Annotated in this window: 13 protein-coding genes, 1 tRNA gene and 2 pseudogenes; 7 read left to right on the top strand and 9 right to left on the bottom strand. The window is 62.0% G+C overall.

The window, feature by feature from the left end:
* Nucleotides 1–283: 283 nt before the first annotated feature.
* Nucleotides 284–547, top strand: a complete 264-nt coding sequence (locus tag AAFO90_RS17125) for a hypothetical protein (RefSeq protein WP_347510133.1) — start codon at nucleotides 284–286, stop codon at nucleotides 545–547.
* 211 nt (nucleotides 548–758) lie between these two features.
* Entirely contained in the window at nucleotides 759–1,850 is a 1,092-nt protein-coding gene (locus AAFO90_RS17120) for a tyrosine-type recombinase/integrase (protein WP_347510132.1), read from the top strand.
* Between the two features lie 74 nt (nucleotides 1,851–1,924).
* Here the strand turns inward: AAFO90_RS17120 and AAFO90_RS17115 are convergent.
* From AAFO90_RS17115 to AAFO90_RS17105, 3 genes are all read right to left on the bottom strand, one after another.
* A tRNA-Val gene (locus AAFO90_RS17115) sits at nucleotides 1,925–2,000 on the bottom strand.
* A gap of 73 nt (nucleotides 2,001–2,073) precedes the next feature.
* The gene (locus tag AAFO90_RS17110) at nucleotides 2,074–2,649 is read right to left on the bottom strand and encodes a histidine phosphatase family protein (protein ID WP_347510131.1); all 576 of its coding nucleotides are present in this window, start codon (nucleotides 2,647–2,649) and stop codon (nucleotides 2,074–2,076) included.
* A gap of 123 nt (nucleotides 2,650–2,772) precedes the next feature.
* Nucleotides 2,773–3,243 carry an Lrp/AsnC ligand binding domain-containing protein gene (locus AAFO90_RS17105; RefSeq protein WP_065270674.1) on the bottom strand — a complete coding sequence of 157 codons (471 nt, stop codon included), beginning with the start codon at nucleotides 3,241–3,243 and terminating at the stop codon, nucleotides 2,773–2,775.
* Between the two features lie 127 nt (nucleotides 3,244–3,370).
* Between AAFO90_RS17105 and putA the strand changes: the two genes are divergently transcribed.
* Nucleotides 3,371–6,811: a bifunctional proline dehydrogenase/L-glutamate gamma-semialdehyde dehydrogenase PutA gene (gene putA / locus AAFO90_RS17100; protein ID WP_347510130.1), complete on the top strand. Its 3,441-nt coding sequence runs from the start codon at nucleotides 3,371–3,373 to the stop codon at nucleotides 6,809–6,811.
* A 72-nt stretch (nucleotides 6,812–6,883) separates the two neighbouring features.
* Entirely contained in the window at nucleotides 6,884–7,666 is a 783-nt protein-coding gene (locus AAFO90_RS17095; RefSeq protein WP_347510129.1) for a rhomboid family intramembrane serine protease, read from the top strand.
* 121 nt (nucleotides 7,667–7,787) lie between these two features.
* On the opposite strand, the gene AAFO90_RS17090 is transcribed toward AAFO90_RS17095, so the two are convergent.
* A complete protein-coding gene (locus AAFO90_RS17090; protein ID WP_065270677.1) occupies nucleotides 7,788–8,573 on the bottom strand; it encodes an inositol monophosphatase family protein in 786 nt (261 codons plus the stop codon).
* A gap of 244 nt (nucleotides 8,574–8,817) precedes the next feature.
* On the opposite strand from AAFO90_RS17090, the gene AAFO90_RS17085 reads away from it, so the two are divergent.
* Complete coding sequence (locus tag AAFO90_RS17085) at nucleotides 8,818–9,858, top strand: NADP-dependent oxidoreductase (RefSeq protein ID WP_065270678.1); 1,041 nt, start codon at nucleotides 8,818–8,820, stop codon at nucleotides 9,856–9,858.
* Nucleotides 9,859–9,924: 66 nt separating this feature from the next.
* On the opposite strand, the gene AAFO90_RS17080 is transcribed toward AAFO90_RS17085, so the two are convergent.
* Nucleotides 9,925–10,830, bottom strand: coding sequence for a LysR family transcriptional regulator (locus AAFO90_RS17080; protein WP_274828422.1), 906 nt, complete (start codon nucleotides 10,828–10,830; stop codon nucleotides 9,925–9,927).
* Nucleotides 10,831–10,924: 94 nt separating this feature from the next.
* On the opposite strand from AAFO90_RS17080, the gene metF reads away from it, so the two are divergent.
* Nucleotides 10,925–11,794: a methylenetetrahydrofolate reductase [NAD(P)H] gene (gene metF, locus AAFO90_RS17075; protein ID WP_065270680.1), complete on the top strand. Its 870-nt coding sequence runs from the start codon at nucleotides 10,925–10,927 to the stop codon at nucleotides 11,792–11,794.
* Between the two features lie 102 nt (nucleotides 11,795–11,896).
* The gene (locus AAFO90_RS17070) at nucleotides 11,897–12,388 is read left to right on the top strand and encodes a PaaI family thioesterase (RefSeq protein ID WP_347510128.1); all 492 of its coding nucleotides are present in this window, start codon (nucleotides 11,897–11,899) and stop codon (nucleotides 12,386–12,388) included.
* A gap of 17 nt (nucleotides 12,389–12,405) precedes the next feature.
* Here the strand turns inward: AAFO90_RS17070 and AAFO90_RS17065 are convergent, their stop codons facing one another.
* From AAFO90_RS17065 to AAFO90_RS17050, 4 genes and pseudogenes are all read right to left on the bottom strand, one after another.
* Nucleotides 12,406–13,488, bottom strand: a complete 1,083-nt coding sequence (locus tag AAFO90_RS17065) for a DUF2235 domain-containing protein (RefSeq protein WP_065270682.1) — start codon at nucleotides 13,486–13,488, stop codon at nucleotides 12,406–12,408.
* Entirely contained in the window at nucleotides 13,466–15,763 is a 2,298-nt protein-coding gene (locus AAFO90_RS17060) for a xanthine dehydrogenase family protein molybdopterin-binding subunit (protein ID WP_347510127.1), read from the bottom strand. The genes AAFO90_RS17065 and AAFO90_RS17060 overlap by 23 nt, the downstream gene beginning before the upstream one ends.
* Nucleotides 15,764–15,805: 42 nt before the next feature.
* Nucleotides 15,806–16,186, bottom strand: a pseudogene (locus AAFO90_RS17055) (type III PLP-dependent enzyme); the annotation flags it as partial.
* Between the two features lie 27 nt (nucleotides 16,187–16,213).
* Nucleotides 16,214–16,305, bottom strand: a pseudogene (locus AAFO90_RS17050) (IS5/IS1182 family transposase); the annotation flags it as partial.

The raw sequence follows: 16,305 nt of genomic DNA, 5'->3' as shown, positions 1-16,305 counted from the left end.
TCTACTCAGACATGCAGCAGCTGGCGAATACGCCCCTATTCAGGCGCGCCGCCCTGTTCAGGAAGGCAGGCGGCACTCTGACCCCGCCACACGCGGACTGCCGCTGGGATTATGATGCAAGCCACTGGTGGGCCTCTTTGCATGGCATGACGGCACATGGCGCCAGCCGGACCGATGCTATCCGCGGATGGCTACGCGCGGCCCGGCAAGGTTTTCGGGCCGACCCGTCCCGCCGCGCAACAGATGACCGCCCGGACTGCCCCTACAATGGGCAGGCTGCGCTTTGAACAGAACGACAGAAGCAGAAAGCTGTACACCACCTGCCGCTGTACAGTCGAAAAGCACAAGGCCAGCCTCGGGAACACAGCCCTTTGGCCTACGGGCGTTGTGGCTGCATTTCGCCAATGATCTGGAAGTCAGGCGACTGGCAAAACTCCACCTGCGGATCCTGCGCAAACAGGATGCCCTGAACCAGTTCATCAATGAACGACAAAAAATCATGAACCGATGCATCCGCCGTATGCGCCGCGCCAATGGCAAGAACTGAAAGCGCGAGCTTGGCAACCGACAGAAGGACACAAAAACATGGCAAATCGGCCAGCCCTGTTCACCAAAGCTGACCTCCGCCGCTTTGCAGGTGTAGCCGAGGAATGCGGCAAGACCGTTGCCGTTCGTCCGGACGGCACCCTAGTCATGGTAGATGTGGAAGCCCTGCCGGTACCAAAGCAGACGAAGAAAACCGAAAAAGGTCCTCGACAATGGTCAAGATAGAACTGCCAGGGCTGATCCGCGAACCGATGCCATCTGGCAATTCCCGCCTGCGAGTGCGTGTCGCTGGAGATAAAAGGCGTCGGATCACCCTCAAGGTCGGATTGGACAGCCCGCACTTCATGGAAGCCTACCACGCTGCCCGCGCCGGAGTGCTATACGAGCCTCCAGCGCGTCCGGCGGACATGGCAGTACATAAGTCAACAGAATGGCTGTGGCTGGTTTTCCTGGAGCACATGGAAGCCATGGAAACCGCCGGAGAAATCAAGGCAGCAACGATTAAACAGCGTCAGCATGTAATCGGGCGCTTCCTGGACCACGAAGTCGATGGTGCGCTACTGCGCGAGTACGACGCTGGCGTCCCGCAGGAGGTGATTGTCGAGTTCCTTGACACCCTGATCGAGAAGCCCGGCGCCCGAAAGAACACCATCGGCGCCTTGCGCGCGATGTACAAATTCGCCGATGAGCGCGGATATGTTCGCCCCAACCCAGCCAAGGGGATCAGCACCACGTACAGATCAGCAGGCGGCGCCACACCCTGGACAGTCGATGATCTGAAAAAATTCCGCGAGCGCCATCCCTTTGGGACGATGGCTCATCTGGCACTGACCGTCTTCATGTTCACCGCCTGCCGCGTCTCTGATGCAATCTGGATCGGACGAAATAACGAATCCACCAGCAACGGTATCCGCTGGCTTGGCTGGCAGCCACGAAAGAAGGGTTCCACTTATGTGGAAATCCCGATCATGCCCCCACTGGCCAAAGCTATCGCTGCGCAGAACGTGTCTCATGTGGATGGGTGCTATCTACTCAGCTCGCTCGGCACGCCGTTTTCCTCCAGCGACAGCTTCAGGAACCGGTTCAAGACTTGGTGCAGAGAAGCCGATCTGCCGGACCGAAGCCCACATGGCATTCGAAAGGCGGCTGGCCACCTATTGGCGCTGGAAGGCGCCACACAACATCAGATCATGGCGGTGCATGGGCACTCTCAAGCGGCCACGTCAGAGATCTACACAAAAGACGTAGAACGCCGCCGACTGGCCGCTGATGCGGTTGCTAAACTAGCCAGTATGGACTGGTAGGTGTCCCACGCCGCCAAACTGCCCCCCAAATTGGGACACTCACGCATTGATTTAATTGATCATTGGGGAGGGAATGGTGGGTGATGAGAGACTCGAACTCCCGACATCTTCGGTGTAAACGAAGCGCTCTACCAACTGAGCTAATCACCCGATGAAGCGGGATTTAGAGAAATCCCCGTTGCAGCGCAAGAGCTTCCTCGCGTTTTTTGTCACAAAAATTCGCTCAGCGTAAAACCGTTTCCCGGCCCTGCTCCAGAACATAGACACAGCCCTGTCCATTCGACAATTTTGCCTGCTCCGATCTGTCCAATCCGCATATGATTCCGCGCATCACCTGCCCCAGAAGACCATGCGCCACCACGACCGAAGGCGCACTGAGCGTTTGCAGGAAATCCAGTGTCCGCGCTTGGAAGCGCTCGTACCCCTCACCGCCGGGCGCCGCGCAGAACATATCCAGCGGCGTGGTGTTCCGCGCAAAGATATCCGGGTAGTCCTGCTCCAGATCCACCAGCCGGTGGCCCTGAAAATCACCGGCGTGAACTTCGGCCAGACGGGCGTCGGTGGTAAATGCGCGACCTGCCAGAGCGATCTCTGCGGTCTGCTGCGCGCGGCCCAGAGGCGAGACATAGCACGGCGGGTTTTCCGCACTCAGGATGGGCTGCATCAATTCGGCCTGACGCTGCGCATGTTCCAGCCCCAGCGGGCTGAGACGGGACTCCAACTGCCCCTGAACGCGGCGCTCGGCGTTCCATTCGGTCTGCCCGTGGCGCAAAAGCCAGATTTTGGGATACTTGCTCATGTAATGCTGCCTCAATTTCTTACCGAGCGAGGCGGCCCGGCCTGCCCGCTGTTGAATGCAAGATGGGGGAATTTCCGGGGGCTGTCCATCCCAACGCGCGCAACAGCACCCCCTGCACACCACCTAAAGCTGAGCGAGGGCGCCGTCTTCCTTGACCGCCTGCATCGCCACATAGGTCGAAGTCGAGGCAACATGCGGCAGCGAGGAAATCTTCTCTCCCAGCACCGCGCGATAAGCCGACATCGAATGGGTGCGCACCTTCAGAAGATAGTCGAAATGCGAGGCCATCAGGTGCACCTGCTCAATCTCCGGGATCCGCGCCACGGCGGCGTTGAATTTCGCCAGCGCCGCCTCGCGGGTGTCTTCCAGCTTGACCTCGACAAAGGCGACGTGATCAAGCCCCAGCCGGATCGGATCCAGCAAGGCCCGGTAGCCGGTAATGATGCCTTCGGCCTCCAGCCGTTTCAGGCGGGTCTGGGTCGGCGATTTCGACAGACCAATGCGACGGGCCAGATCCGCGACCGAAATCCGACCATCCTCGCCCAGCACATGCAGAATCGCGCGGTCATATCTATCAAGATCGCTATAGTTCATTTGACCCTCCTACTGCGCAAATTTGCGGCAATTGACCTGAGTATCCCCCACAATCAGGCGAATGTCCCGCAATATTTGCTGTATTCTGGGCATCAGACTTTTTGCGGAACATACTGGAGCCTTCTGCATGACACACGCCCCCGCCCCCCAGAGCCCCGACACACAGCAGGAACAACTGCGTTATCGCATCGATGCAGGCACCTATGTCGATCAGGACGCCATGCGCGACCAGCTGATCGCCACCGCTGCCCTGCCCGCTGCCGAACGCGCGGCAATCTGCGCCAATGCGGCCGCCCTGGTACGGGATATCCGCGGCCATTCGGCACCTGGGCTGATGGAGGTGTTTCTGGCGGAATACGGTCTGTCGACCGACGAAGGGATCGCCCTCATGTGTCTGGCCGAGGCGCTGCTGCGGGTGCCGGATGCCGACACCATCGATGCCCTGATCGAAGACAAGATCGCGCCGTCTGACTGGGGCAAACACCTCGGTCACTCCTCCTCCTCGCTGGTCAATGCCTCGACCTGGGCCCTGATGCTGACCGGCAAGGTTCTGGATGAGGCCAAGCCAAGCCCAGTGCGCGCGTTGCGCGGCGCCGTCAAACGTCTGGGTGAGCCGGTGATCCGCACCGCCGTGGGCCGCGCGATGAAGGAAATGGGCCGCCAGTTCGTTCTGGGCGAAAGCATCGAAAGCGCGATGAAGCGCGCCGCCGGAATGGAGGCCAAGGGCTACACCTATTCTTACGACATGCTGGGCGAAGCCGCGCGCACCGAAGCGGACGCCTCCCGCTATCACCTGTCCTATTCAAAGGCGATTTCTGCCATTGCCGTGGCCTGCGGCAGCGATGACATCCGCAAGAACCCCGGCATTTCCGTGAAACTCTCGGCGCTGCACCCGCGTTATGAACTGGCGCAGGAAGCCCGAGTGATGCTGCAACTGGTGCCGCGGCTGAAGGCGCTGGCGCTGCTGGCCAAGGCCGCAGGTATGGGGCTGAACGTCGATGCAGAAGAGGCCGACCGCCTGTCGCTGTCGCTGGAGGTGATCGAAGCGGTGGTGTCGGATCCGGCGCTGGCAGGCTGGGACGGTTTTGGCGTCGTGGTGCAGGCCTATGGGCCGCGCACCGGGCTGGCGATTGATGCGCTTTACCAGATGGCCGAAAAATACGACCGCCGGTTTATGGTGCGGCTGGTCAAAGGCGCCTATTGGGACACCGAGATCAAGCGCGCCCAGGTCGAAGGCATCGACGGCTTCCCGGTCTACACCAACAAATCCCTGACCGATGTGTCCTATATCGCCAATGCCCGCAAACTGCTGGGCATGACCGACCGCATCTATCCGCAATTTGCCACCCACAACGCCCATACGGTCAGCGCCATCCTGCATATGGCCAGCGACAGCAGTGTCTACGAATTCCAGCGCCTGCACGGCATGGGCGAAACCCTGCACCAGATGGTCAAGGAGCAGAACGGCACCAACTGCCGGATCTACGCCCCCGTTGGGGCGCACCGTGATCTGCTGGCCTATCTGGTGCGGCGTCTGCTGGAAAACGGTGCCAACAGCTCTTTTGTGAACCAGATCGTCGATGAGAACGTCCCGCCCGAGGTGGTGGCCGCCGATCCCTTCGATGCGGTTGCCGATGTCAGCCGCAGCATCCCCACCGGCCCCGAGATGTTTGCGCCCGAGCGCAGCAACTCCATGGGGTTCGATCTGGGCCACGCGCCGACACTGGCTGCCATCGAAGCCGCCCGCGCGCCCTGGCGTGATCACCAATGGCAGGCAGGTCCCCTGCTGGCAAGCACAGCCACACCGGATGCCGCCGAGGATGTGACCAACCCCTCGGATCTGACGCCAGTGGGACAGCTCACCCCATCCAGCGCAGCGGATATCGAAACGGCGCTGTCCTCCGCCCAGCCCTGGGACGCCCCTGCCGCAGAACGGGCGGCAGCGCTCAACAAGGCAGCGGATCTGTACGAGGCAAACTATGGCGAACTCTTTGCGCTGCTGGCGCGGGAGGCGGGCAAGTCGATCCCCGATGCCGTCGCCGAGCTGCGCGAAGCGGTGGACTTCCTGCGCTACTATGCCGCCCGCATTCCGGATGCTGCGCCAGCCGGGATCTTCACCTGCATTTCGCCCTGGAACTTCCCGCTGGCGATCTTCTCGGGGCAGGTCTCTGCCGCGCTGGCGGCTGGCAATGCCGTGCTGGCCAAACCGGCCGAGCAGACGCCGCTGATCGCTCAGCGCGCCGTGCAGCTGCTGCATGAGGCAGGCGTTCCGCGGTCCGCCCTGCAACTGGTGCCCGGTCCCGGCTCGCGCGTTGGTGCGGCCCTAACCTCGGACCCGCGCGTTGGCGGCGTGGCCTTTACCGGCTCAACCGCAACAGCCCTGCGTATCCGCCGCGCCATGGCGGCAAACCTGAAACCCGGCGCGCCGTTGATTGCTGAAACCGGCGGGCTGAACGCAATGATCGTGGATTCCACTGCGCTGCCGGAACAGGCCGTGCAATCGATCCTCGAAAGCGCCTTTCAATCCGCAGGCCAGCGCTGCAGTGCGCTGCGCTGCCTCTATGTGCAGGAAGACATCGCGGATGATTTCCTGAAGATGCTGAAAGGCGCGATGGACACGCTGACCCTTGGCGACCCCTGGCATCTGTCCACCGACAGCGGCCCGGTCATCGACGCAACCGCACGGGCGGGCATTCTGGCCCATATCGACGCCGCGCGCGCCGAAGGCCGGGTGGTAAAAGAGATGCAGACACCGCAGGGCGGCACCTTTGTGGCACCGACCCTGATCGAAGTGCCCGGCATCGCCGCGCTGGAGCAGGAGATCTTTGGTCCGGTGCTGCATGTGGCGCGTTTCAAATCGCGGGATCTGGACCGGGTGATCGCCGAGATCAACGGCACCGGCTATGGGCTGACCTTTGGCCTGCACACCCGGATCGATGACAGGGTGCAGCATGTCTGCGACCGGATCCACGTAGGCAATATCTACGTCAACCGCAACCAGATCGGCGCCATTGTCGGCAGCCAGCCCTTTGGAGGCGAAGGCCTGTCCGGCACCGGTCCCAAGGCGGGTGGCCCCTTCTACCTGTCGCGCTTCTGTGCACCGGATCCTCAAAGCAGCGCGGAGACTTGGTCAGGCGCCGCCTCCCAACTGCCCGGCGCACTCGGGACGGCTACGGCGCCGGTCACCACCTCTCTGCCCGGGCCGACCGGCGAATCCAACCGGCTGACCGTCACCGCCCGCCCGCCGCTTTTGTGCATGGGTCCGGGAGCCAAAGCTGCCGCCGCACAGGCCAAAGCGGTCATGCAGCTTGGCGGCACCGCCATTCAGGCGAACGGCATGCTGGACCTGCAGCAGCTTGAGAGCCTTCAGGATATCGCTGGCGTCCTGTGGTGGGGCGATGAGGACACCGGTCGCCAGATCGAAGAGACCCTGGCCAAACGGGATGGCCCTATCGTGCCACTAATCCCCGGGCAGCCCGACCGCGCCCGGGTCCTGGCCGAGCGCCACGTCTGTGTCGATACAACTGCGGCCGGCGGCAACGCCGCGCTGCTGGGCGGCAACGCCTGACGGTCAAGATCCGGCAACAGCTTTGCCCGATAACCGCTTGACGCTGGGCCGAAACCGGCCCAGCGTTCCCGCATGTTTCCGCTGCGTGATCACAATCCATCCGGGCGCACGCCCTATGTCGTCTACCTGCTGATGGCAGTGAATATCGCGGTGTTTCTATATGCCGTGACCACCTACACCAGCCCCCGGCTGATGGCAGGCTTCTACTATACCTACGGCATCGTTCCGGCTGAACTCTCCTACGGTCGCCATCTCAGCAGCTTGTTCACCTCGATGTTCCTGCACGCGAGTTTCATGCATCTGGCCGGGAATATGCTGTTCCTTTGGATATTCGGCGACAACCTCGAAGACGAGATGGGCCACCTGCCGTTTCTGGGTTTCTACCTATTGGCAGGGCTTGGTGCCGGACTGATCCACGTGATGGCAGGCCCAATGTCCAACGTGCCCACGGTCGGGGCATCTGGTGCGATTGCCGGGGTCATGGGGGGCTACCTTCTGATGTTTCCAAAGGCGCGGGTGGATATCCTTCTGGTGCTCATTATCTATTTCCGGGTCTTTTCGATCCCCGCCTTCATCATGCTGGGGGTCTGGCTGGCCCTGCAATTCATCGGCGGGCTTGGCGCGGATCCGAACACCGGCGGGGTCGCCTATTGGGCGCATACGGGCGGTTTCGTCGTTGGCATGGCGCTCTGCCTGCCCCTGTGGATGAAACGCGGCGGCCCTGTGTTCTGGAACCGTACCCATGGTCGCCCCGATCATCCTGATACCCATTACACCTATAGCCCCAGCCGCATTCCCCGCCTGCCCCGCAAGAGCCGCCATCCGCATTCAAGGCCGGGTCCCTGGGGCAAATAAACCAAATCCTGCCCAGGTGGCTAAATGAAGAAGCGCGCGCAACCGCTGGGATTGCACGCGCTTCTTCATGTGGAATTCTTGTGGACGTCCTGGGGATAACCCCGGCACCCCTGTCTTGGGATCAGCCCCGGATCACTTTCGCAAAGGCTTCGAACATCGGCTCGTTCGCGCAGACGACTTCGCCGGATTCGAGAATGCTCTCCTCGGGGTCCAGTGCCTCGATCAACCCGCCGGCCTCTTTGACGATGATGATGCCAGCCGCCATGTCCCAGGCGTTCAGGCGACGTTCCCAGAACCCTTCGTAGCGGCCAGCCGCAACATAGGCCATGTCCAGCGCCGCAGCGCCCCAGCGGCGCACACCGGCGCAGGCGGGCATCAGCCGCGCCAGATCCTGCAGGGTCGCAGGCAGATCCGAGCGGCCACCAAACGGCAGCCCGGTTGCAAAGATGGATTCGATCATCCGGTGACGGCCAGACACCCGGATGCGGGTATCGTTCATCCAGGCACCGGCGCCCTTTTCGGCAAAGAACATCTCGTCCTTGGCCGCGTCATAGATCACCCCGGCCACGATCTTGCCCTTGTGCTCCAGCGCGATCGAAATCGCCCAATGCGGCAGGCCGTGCAGGAAGTTGGTGGTGCCATCCAGCGGATCCACGATCCAGCGGCGGGTGGGATCCTCGCCGGGGGTCTCTCCGCCCTCTTCGGCCAGCCAGCCGTAGGTCGGGCGCGCGCCCATCAGCTCATCCTTGAGGATCTTTTCCGCGGCAATATCCGCCCGGGACACAAAGTCACCCGCGCCTTTCATCGAGACCTGAAGGTTCTCAACCTCGCGAAAGTCTTTCACGAGGGAGCGGCCTGCCTTGCGGGCGGCCTTGATCATCACATTAAGGTTCGCGCTGCCAATCATATCTGCAGACTCCTGTGTCGGTCGGGGAGATGCCGGTCAAACCGTGCCTATACGCGCCCTGCCCCTTCTTGCCAAGAGCCAATACCCTGCAATTCCGGGACAGCGCCTTTGCCTTCTTTGCCGTCGGGTTATTTTCGAGGATGGTTGCATTCCGCAAAACTGAACTACACAGTTCAGATAAGCCGCATCGCCCCAGTGAGACACAGGTGAGACGGACAGTGACACAATGGATAGGGAGATCCAAATGACCGAACAGATGCAGCGTATCGTGCTGGCCAGCCGCCCGGACGGCGAGCCCACGGATGACAATTTCCGCCTTGAAACCGTTGACCTGCCGCAGCCCGGCGAGGGCGAAGTGCTTGTTAAATCGCACTATATGTCGCTGGACCCCTATATGCGTGGCCGCATGGACGATGCCAAATCCTATGCCGCGCCGGTGCCTATCGGCGGCACCATGGAGGCCGGCGCCGTGGGTGAGGTCATCGCGTCGAACAGCCCGCACTTCAAACCGGGCGATTTCGCCTTTGGCATGCTGGGTTGGGCCAGCCACGGCTGCCTGCCAGCCAAGGAACTGCGCAAGCTGGATCCGGCGCAGGGTCCGATCACTGCAGCGCTTGGCGTGCTGGGCATGCCCGGTTTTACCGGATGGCATGGCTTGACCGCCTATGGCCGACCTGAAGCGGGCGAAACCCTGGTGGTGGCCGCCGCTACCGGTCCCGTTGGTTCAATGGTCGGACAACTGGCCAAACTGGCAGGCCTGCGCGTTGTCGGCATCGCGGGCGGCGCCGACAAATGCAAACTGGCGACCGAGACCTTCGGCTTTGACGCCTGCCTGGATCACCGTGCCTATGCGGATGCGAAATCCCTGCGCAAGGATCTGGCCGAGGCCTGCCCCAAGGGCATCGACATTTATTTCGAAAACGTCGGCGGCAAGGTGCTGGAGGCGGTGCTGCCGCTGATGAACCCGCATGGACGTATCCCGATCTGCGGCATGATCGCCTGGTACAACGCCGGCGGTCTGGGCGCAGGCGCATCGGATGTGGCGCTGACCGGGCCGAACATCTGGCGCAATATCCTGGTGAAATTCCTGTCGGTGAACGGCTTCATCATCTCGAATCATTTCGACCGCTACCCGGAGTTCCTGAAAGAAGTCGCGCCCAAGGTTGCCTCGGGTGAGATCCGCTTCCTTGAGGACATCGCCACTGGTCTGGAAAACGCCCCCGAGGCGTTCCGGTCGCTGCTGAAGGGCGGCAATACTGGCAAGCAGATCGTCAAACTGATCTGACCGCCTGTTTACGTCCAAGAAACCGCCCCCGCCGAGATCAGCCCGGCGGGGGCACTGCCAAACGCGTTATTGCTGCTGAAGCTTGCGCGCCTCGACCTTGGCCAGGCGGATCAGCTCTTGCATATAGGGCTTTTCGCGGTCCTCGCTGCGCACCGCAGCATAAAGCCTGCGGGTAATCCCCTCTGCGGTCAGCGGCCGGGTCACATAGTCCGAGGAATACTTGACCTCGCGCACCACCCAATCCGGCAGAACAGACACCCCCCGGTTCGACGCCACCAGCAAGAGGATCACGGCAGTCAACTCGACCTGACGGATAGACGCAGGCTCGACCCCCGCCGGTGTCAGGAGCTGGCTGAACACATCCAGACGGGATTTTTCCACCGGATAGGTGATCAGCGTCTGATCCCGGAAATCCTCAGCCTCGATATAGGGTTTTGCCGCCAGCGGGTTCTGCGATGAGGCGACAAAGACCGGTCGGTAATCAAACAACTCGATGAATTCGACGCCCGGCAGCGTATCCGGGTCGGAGGAGACCACCAGATCCACCTCTTCCTTTTGCAGCGCGGGAAGTGCGTCAAAGGCGAGGCCCGGGCGGATATCCACATCCACGTCCGACCAGCTTTTGCGAAAGGCCTCAAGCACGGGGAACAGCCATTCGAAACAGGCATGGCATTCGATGGCGATATGCATCCGCCCGGCGTGACCCTCGCGCAGGTTGGAAAACTCGGCCTGTGCGGCCTCGACCTGCGGCAGCACCTGTTCGGCCAAACGCAATAGCCGCAGCCCGGCAGGCGACAGTTTCATCGGCTTGGAGCGGCGCAGGAACAACTCCACCCCCGCTTGTTCCTCCAGCCCCTTGATCTGATGGCTGAGCGCGCTTTGCGTGATGTTCAGCTGCTCGGCCGCGCGGGCCAGACCGCCGGCTTCGTGGATGGCCTTGATCGTGCGCAGATGGCGGAATTCGATGTGCATTCTATCGCGTCGCTCATGTTGTTCTTGAGAATTATGAGTTTGTCTCACAATGCTGCGTGTGCAACAAGAGGTCAAATCAGTCGGAGATCCCCTAATGAAGACCCCTGACATCTCGTTCGAGTTCTTTCCGCCGCAGTCGCTTGAGGCTTCTTTCCGCCTTTGGGACACGGTTCAGGTTCTGGCACCGCTGGACCCGCGTTTTGTATCTGTCACCTATGGCGCCGGTGGCACCACCCGCGATCTGACCCGCGATGCGGTGGCGACGCTGCACAAATCCTCGGGCCTTAATGTGGCCGCACACCTGACCTGCGTGCAGGCGACCAAGGCCGAAACGATGGAGATCGCGGACCGCTTTGCCGAGGCAGGCGTGTCTGAAATCGTTGCCCTGCGCGGGGACCCTCCCAAGGGCGAAGGCAAGTTCACCCCGCACCCCGACGGGTTCGCCAATTCGGTTGAACTGATCGAGGCCCTGGCGGACACCGGAAAATTCACCGTGCGTGTCGGCGCCTACCCCGACCAGCACCCCGATGCCGCAACCGCCCAGGCCGATGTCGACTGGCTGAAGCGCAAGCTGGACGCAGGCGCGGACGAAGCGTTGACCCAGTTCTTCTTTGAACCCGAAACCTTCTTCCGCTTCCGCGATGCCTGCGAAAAGGCGGGCATTGACGGCTCGAAACTGACGCCGGGCATTCTGCCGATCGAGAACTGGAAAGGCGCCCGCAATTTCGCCCGCCGCTGCGGCACCAAGATCCCCGCCTGGGTCGAGGATGCCTTTGAAAAGGCGCTGCGCGATGACCGCGCTGATCTGCTGGCCACCGCGATGTGCAGCGAGCTCTGCACCGAGTTGCTGGAAGGCGGCGTCGAGAAGCTGCATTTCTACACGCTGAACCGTCCCGAGCTGACCCGCGATGTCTGTTTCGCCCTTGGCATCACGCCCAAGGTCTCGCTCGAGAACGTGGCGTAAGACTTGCTGGCGCCGTAAGCCGCGCCTAGCCTCATTCCAAAATGGAACTCTGATTGCCCGGCCTTGGCGCCGGGCACTTCAATTGGATGGGGCATCTCTTTCATGTTCATTGCAAAATCGCCTGCGGACCTGCTGTCGATGTCGGAAATTACCCAGCTTTCGGGCCTTGAATTCATGCAAGGTATTCTGGATGGCAAACTGCCCGGCCCGCCCATCGGTGCGCAGCTGGGATATGCTCTGCACGAGGTTGGCGAAGGCCGCATTGTCTTCCGCGGCACGCCGGAGTTTTCCATGACCAACCCCATGGGCACCGTTCATGGCGGCTGGTATGGCACGCTCTTGGACAGCGCCATGGCCTGCGCGGTGATGACCCGCGTGCCCAAGGGATCCGCCTATACGACGCTGGAATACAAGATCAACATCCTGCGCTCAATTCCACTGGGCGTCACGGTGGATTGCATCGGCGTTACCGACCACGTGGGGCGCTCGACCGGCGTGGCCCATGGTGAAATCCGCGGCGTCGAGGATGGCAAGCTCTATGCGACAGGTTCAACCACCTGCATCGTGATGAAACTGCCCGATCCGAAAGGCTGATCAACCCGCCGCGCGCCTCAGCGTGCTGCGCGCGAGGGCCAGAACAGGCGCCAGGCCGAGCGCTTTTCCTTGATCACAAAACCCTTAGCACTGCTGTGCAGACGCTCGCTCGGGTCCTTGCCCACCGGACGGCGACTGCGCAGCAAGAAGATCTTACCCCAGCCGCGCCAGGTGCCGACCGATGGCGCGCCGGGATCCACCGGGAACCGCATGCGCCAATCCTGCGGCAGCGGCAATCCGCAATCCTCGGCCTTTTCCAGCATCCAGACCAGCGACAGGTTCGCGAGCGGCCGCGCCGCCTCAAAACCGCCAAGCTGCCCGCCCACATCCCCATGGGCGCCGCGGAACCACATCTGCTCCACCCGGCCGTTGAACCCGTCGGGACAGGACCACAACACCGGGGCAAAGACGTCGCGGGTCTCCTCCAGCGCCAGCGCATGATAGCCATTCTTCACATGCGGCCCCAATTCATCGTTGTGAAAGCCATGCGGGTCCTTGGACCAGCGCCACAGCACCGGCAGACGAAAGCCCAGTGCCTTGACCGTGTCCCAGACGCCGATCATTTCGATCTGGGTTTCAGCGTGGCAATAGGCATCGTGAAAGGCGCGCGCGATCTCCGCGTCCTGCCCCTGCTGGTAATGGCGGTAGGCGGTGCGAATATTGCGTTCGGTGGCGTGTTCGGGCCGCAGCAGGCCCACCTCGCCGATCACACCGGCCAATGAGCGTACCGCATAGGCCCCGCGGCTGTATCCGATCAGGAAAATACTGTCGCCAGGCCGGTAGCGCGAGGCGAGATAGCCATAGGCACGACGGATCTGCCGGTTGATCCCAGTGCCCACCATGACATCCCGCGCACTGGACCAGCCAGTCCACTGCACGCCGGTTTCGTAGAATACGGAAACTTCCGGGCCGACCTCCTTGCACAGAAGGTAAGTCTGCCCGGCATGGGATTCATGGCCCGGCCGCAGCGAGGTCATGGTCCCGTCCAGAATGATCACATGGGCCTGCGGCCCGCGCAGCGCGGTCTCGGCGGAATGCTCGGACCTCAAAGGCCGTCCGAGCCATCCAAAGACACGTTTACTCAGCTGCGACAGAGACATCCCTTAGCACTTCCCATAGTTTCAACGGCGTGAACGGCATGTCCATCTGGTGCACACCACGTGCCCAGACCGCATCCTGCACCGCATTGGCGACCGCCGCCATGGCGCCCACGGTTCCGGCCTCGCCGCAGCCCTTCATCCCCATCGGGTTCTGGGTCGAGGGCACGGCCTCAGTCGCAAAGCCGATCATTGGCATATCTGACGCCCGTGGCATGGCATAGTCCATGAACGTTGCCGTGAGCAGCTGCCCCTCTTCGTCATAGACCACATGTTCCAGCATTGCCTGACCCAGGCCCTGCGCAACACCGCCATGCACCTGCCCTTCGGCCAGCGCCGGGTTGATCAGGTTACCAAAATCATCCACCACAGTGTAGCGGTCAACCTCGGAAGCGCCGGTTTCGGGGTCGATCACCACCTCACAGATATGAGCCCCGTTCGGGAACGAGCGCCCCGGCAACGTGGCCCGCGCCGAGTGACGCAGCAACTCGGTCCGGCCCTGCGCGCGGGCCATCTCGGCCGCTTCAAGAACGGTCGGGGTAACGTTAGATCCCGGCGCGCGGAAGGTTTCACCATCAAATTCGATTGCGTCTTCCTCGACGCCCATCTCATCGGCGAGGAAAGGCGTAAAGGCCGCGACCATCGCATCGACGGTGGCAAGGGTGGCATTGGCCTGCGTGGTGACCGAGCGCGACCCGCCGGTGCCGCCGCCCTTGGCGATCAGGTCACTGTCGCCCTGCACCACATGGATCTGGTCTGCGGGAATGCCGGTCTGATCCGCAAGGAACTGCGCGTAAACGGTTTCATGCCCCTGTCCGTTGCTTTGCGTGCCGACATAGATATTCACCCGGCCGTCCTCCAGAAACTCCACTTCCGCGCCTTCCGAAGGATCACCCAAAATGCTTTCGATATAGTAACACAGGCCGACGCCCCGCAGCTTGCCCGATGCTGCATCTGCAGCCTTGCGGGCCGGATAGCCTGCCATATCAGCCTCTTCCGCGGCGCGGCTCAGCACCCGGTTGAAATCGCCGACATCGTAGCTTTCGCCAGTGACGGTGGCATAAGGAAAGGCTGCCGGGGCGATGAAATTGCGCCGACGCAGCTCCCAGGGATCGACGCCAAGTTCACGCGCGGCCCGGTCCATCACCCGCTCCAGCACATAAATCGCCTCGGGGCGGCCCGCGCCGCGATAGGCATCGACCTGGGTGGTGTTGGTATAGATCCCTTCGACACGCAACCAGGCGGTCTGGATGTCATAAACCCCGGCCAGAACGCGGCTGAACAGGGTCGTCTGGATGATCTGGCCAAAAGGCGCGTTATAGGCGCCAAGGTTGCAGCGGGTGTTGACCCGATAGGCGGTGATCTTCAGATCCGCATCAAAGGCCAGTTCCGCCAGCGAGGTCAGATCGCGCCCACCATTGTCCGACAGCATCGATTCCGTGCGGTCCCCAACCCAAAGCACCGGTCGTCCCAGAACCTTTGCCGCATGGGCGACAGCATAATATTCCGGATAGGGCTGCGATTTCATGCCAAAGCCGCCGCCCACATCCGGGGTCACCACATGTACCTGTTCTTCTTCAAGGCGCAGTTTCTTGGCGAGGTTGGATTTGACGCCCCAGACGCCCTGCCCGCCAAAGGTGAAATGCAGACGGTCGTCCTGCCATTCGGCGAAACAGCCGCGCGGCTCCATCGAGTTGACGATAATCCGGTTGTCCTCGACCTGCAGCGCCACGGTATGGGCGGCCTCGGCAAAGGCAGCCTCGGTTGCGGCCTCATCGCCCATGCCCCAGTCAAAGCCGAGGTTGTCCGGCACATCCGGGTGCAGCGGCTCACCGCCCGGCGCGATGTCCATTTTCACCGGCAGGTCGTCAATTTCCAGCTCGATCAATTCTCCGGCATCACGGGCCTGATCCATGGTTTCGGCTACAACAACCGCCACAGGTTCGCCCACGTGACGCACGCGATCATGGGCCAGCATCGGCCGATGCGGTGCCGCCGCGCCCGATCCGTCGCGATTCTTGATCAGGATGCCATCGATTCCGGTGTCATAGCCCGCCTCAAGATAGTCGGCGTAGGTCACCACCATCTGCACGCCCTGGGCGGCGCGGGCATCTTCGACGTCCAGACGGGTGATCGTGCCATGCGCCACGGGGCTTCGCAGAACCCAGCACCGCAAGGCGCCCTGGGGCGCAGAATCCTCGATATAGCGGCCGTGTCCTGTCAGGAACCGGACATCCTCGACCCGTTTCACCGGCTGGCTTTTTCCGAACTTTTCCATGCTCATCCCCTTCGCGCGCTCAGTGCTGCTTTGGGGCCGACATTAGCCGTGCTGGCCAGCTTGTCCAGAGAGCTCGATCACGGTGGCCACATCCGAAAGGCCATAGCCATTGAATTGCGTGCTCATGGCGGAAGAATAAGCACCAAGCCCAGGGAACAGCACATAATCGCCTATCACGCTGTCTTCGGGCAACGGCAGACCATCCGGCAGACGGTCCAGACTGTCGCAGGTCGGGCCGAACGCGATGCGCGGTTTGCGCGGCGCCGACCGGTGCTGCCCCTCGGCGCTGACCACGGTCACCCGCCCCGGCAAACCCATGTCGCGGATGTCGACCAGCCCGCCATAGATCCCATCGTTGAGGTAGACCACGCCGCCGCCCTGGCGGAGGCCTTTGATGCGGGCGGCAAGGGTAAAGGCCTCAGAGTCTGATTCAAAACTTTTCGAGTGAATTCATTGTCTTGCGAGCATCCGCGTGACGCGGCGGATGTGTGCGATTGTGACCCAAGCTGCCGCGCTGGCGATGGATTTTTCCCAATCCTTCG

Source organism: Phaeobacter sp. CAU 1743 (genome assembly GCF_039839315.1).
GTDB classification, from domain to species: Bacteria; Pseudomonadota; Alphaproteobacteria; order Rhodobacterales; family Rhodobacteraceae; genus Phycobacter; species Phycobacter gallaeciensis_A.
This window is presented reverse-complemented; position numbering and strand designations above follow the sequence as displayed.

What these genes read in the sequence shown, in the direction of transcription:
- AAFO90_RS17095 (WP_347510129.1), top strand. Translation starts at nt 6,884, where the DNA reads ATGTTTCCGCTGCGTGATCACAATCCATCCGGGCGCACGCCCTATGTC.
- AAFO90_RS17105 (WP_065270674.1), bottom strand. Translation starts at nt 3,243, where the DNA reads ATGAACTATAGCGATCTTGATAGATATGACCGCGCGATTCTGCATGTG.
- AAFO90_RS17070 (WP_347510128.1), top strand. Translation starts at nt 11,897, where the DNA reads ATGTTCATTGCAAAATCGCCTGCGGACCTGCTGTCGATGTCGGAAATT.
- metF (WP_065270680.1), top strand. Translation starts at nt 10,925, where the DNA reads ATGAAGACCCCTGACATCTCGTTCGAGTTCTTTCCGCCGCAGTCGCTT.
- AAFO90_RS17090 (WP_065270677.1), bottom strand. Translation starts at nt 8,573, where the DNA reads ATGATTGGCAGCGCGAACCTTAATGTGATGATCAAGGCCGCCCGCAAG.
- AAFO90_RS17080 (WP_274828422.1), bottom strand. Translation starts at nt 10,830, where the DNA reads ATGCACATCGAATTCCGCCATCTGCGCACGATCAAGGCCATCCACGAA.
- AAFO90_RS17085 (WP_065270678.1), top strand. Translation starts at nt 8,818, where the DNA reads ATGACCGAACAGATGCAGCGTATCGTGCTGGCCAGCCGCCCGGACGGC.
- AAFO90_RS17120 (WP_347510132.1), top strand. Translation starts at nt 759, where the DNA reads ATGGTCAAGATAGAACTGCCAGGGCTGATCCGCGAACCGATGCCATCT.
- AAFO90_RS17065 (WP_065270682.1), bottom strand. Translation starts at nt 13,488, where the DNA reads ATGTCTCTGTCGCAGCTGAGTAAACGTGTCTTTGGATGGCTCGGACGG.
- AAFO90_RS17060 (WP_347510127.1), bottom strand. Translation starts at nt 15,763, where the DNA reads ATGGAAAAGTTCGGAAAAAGCCAGCCGGTGAAACGGGTCGAGGATGTC.
- AAFO90_RS17110 (WP_347510131.1), bottom strand. Translation starts at nt 2,649, where the DNA reads ATGAGCAAGTATCCCAAAATCTGGCTTTTGCGCCACGGGCAGACCGAA.
- putA (WP_347510130.1), top strand. Translation starts at nt 3,371, where the DNA reads ATGACACACGCCCCCGCCCCCCAGAGCCCCGACACACAGCAGGAACAA.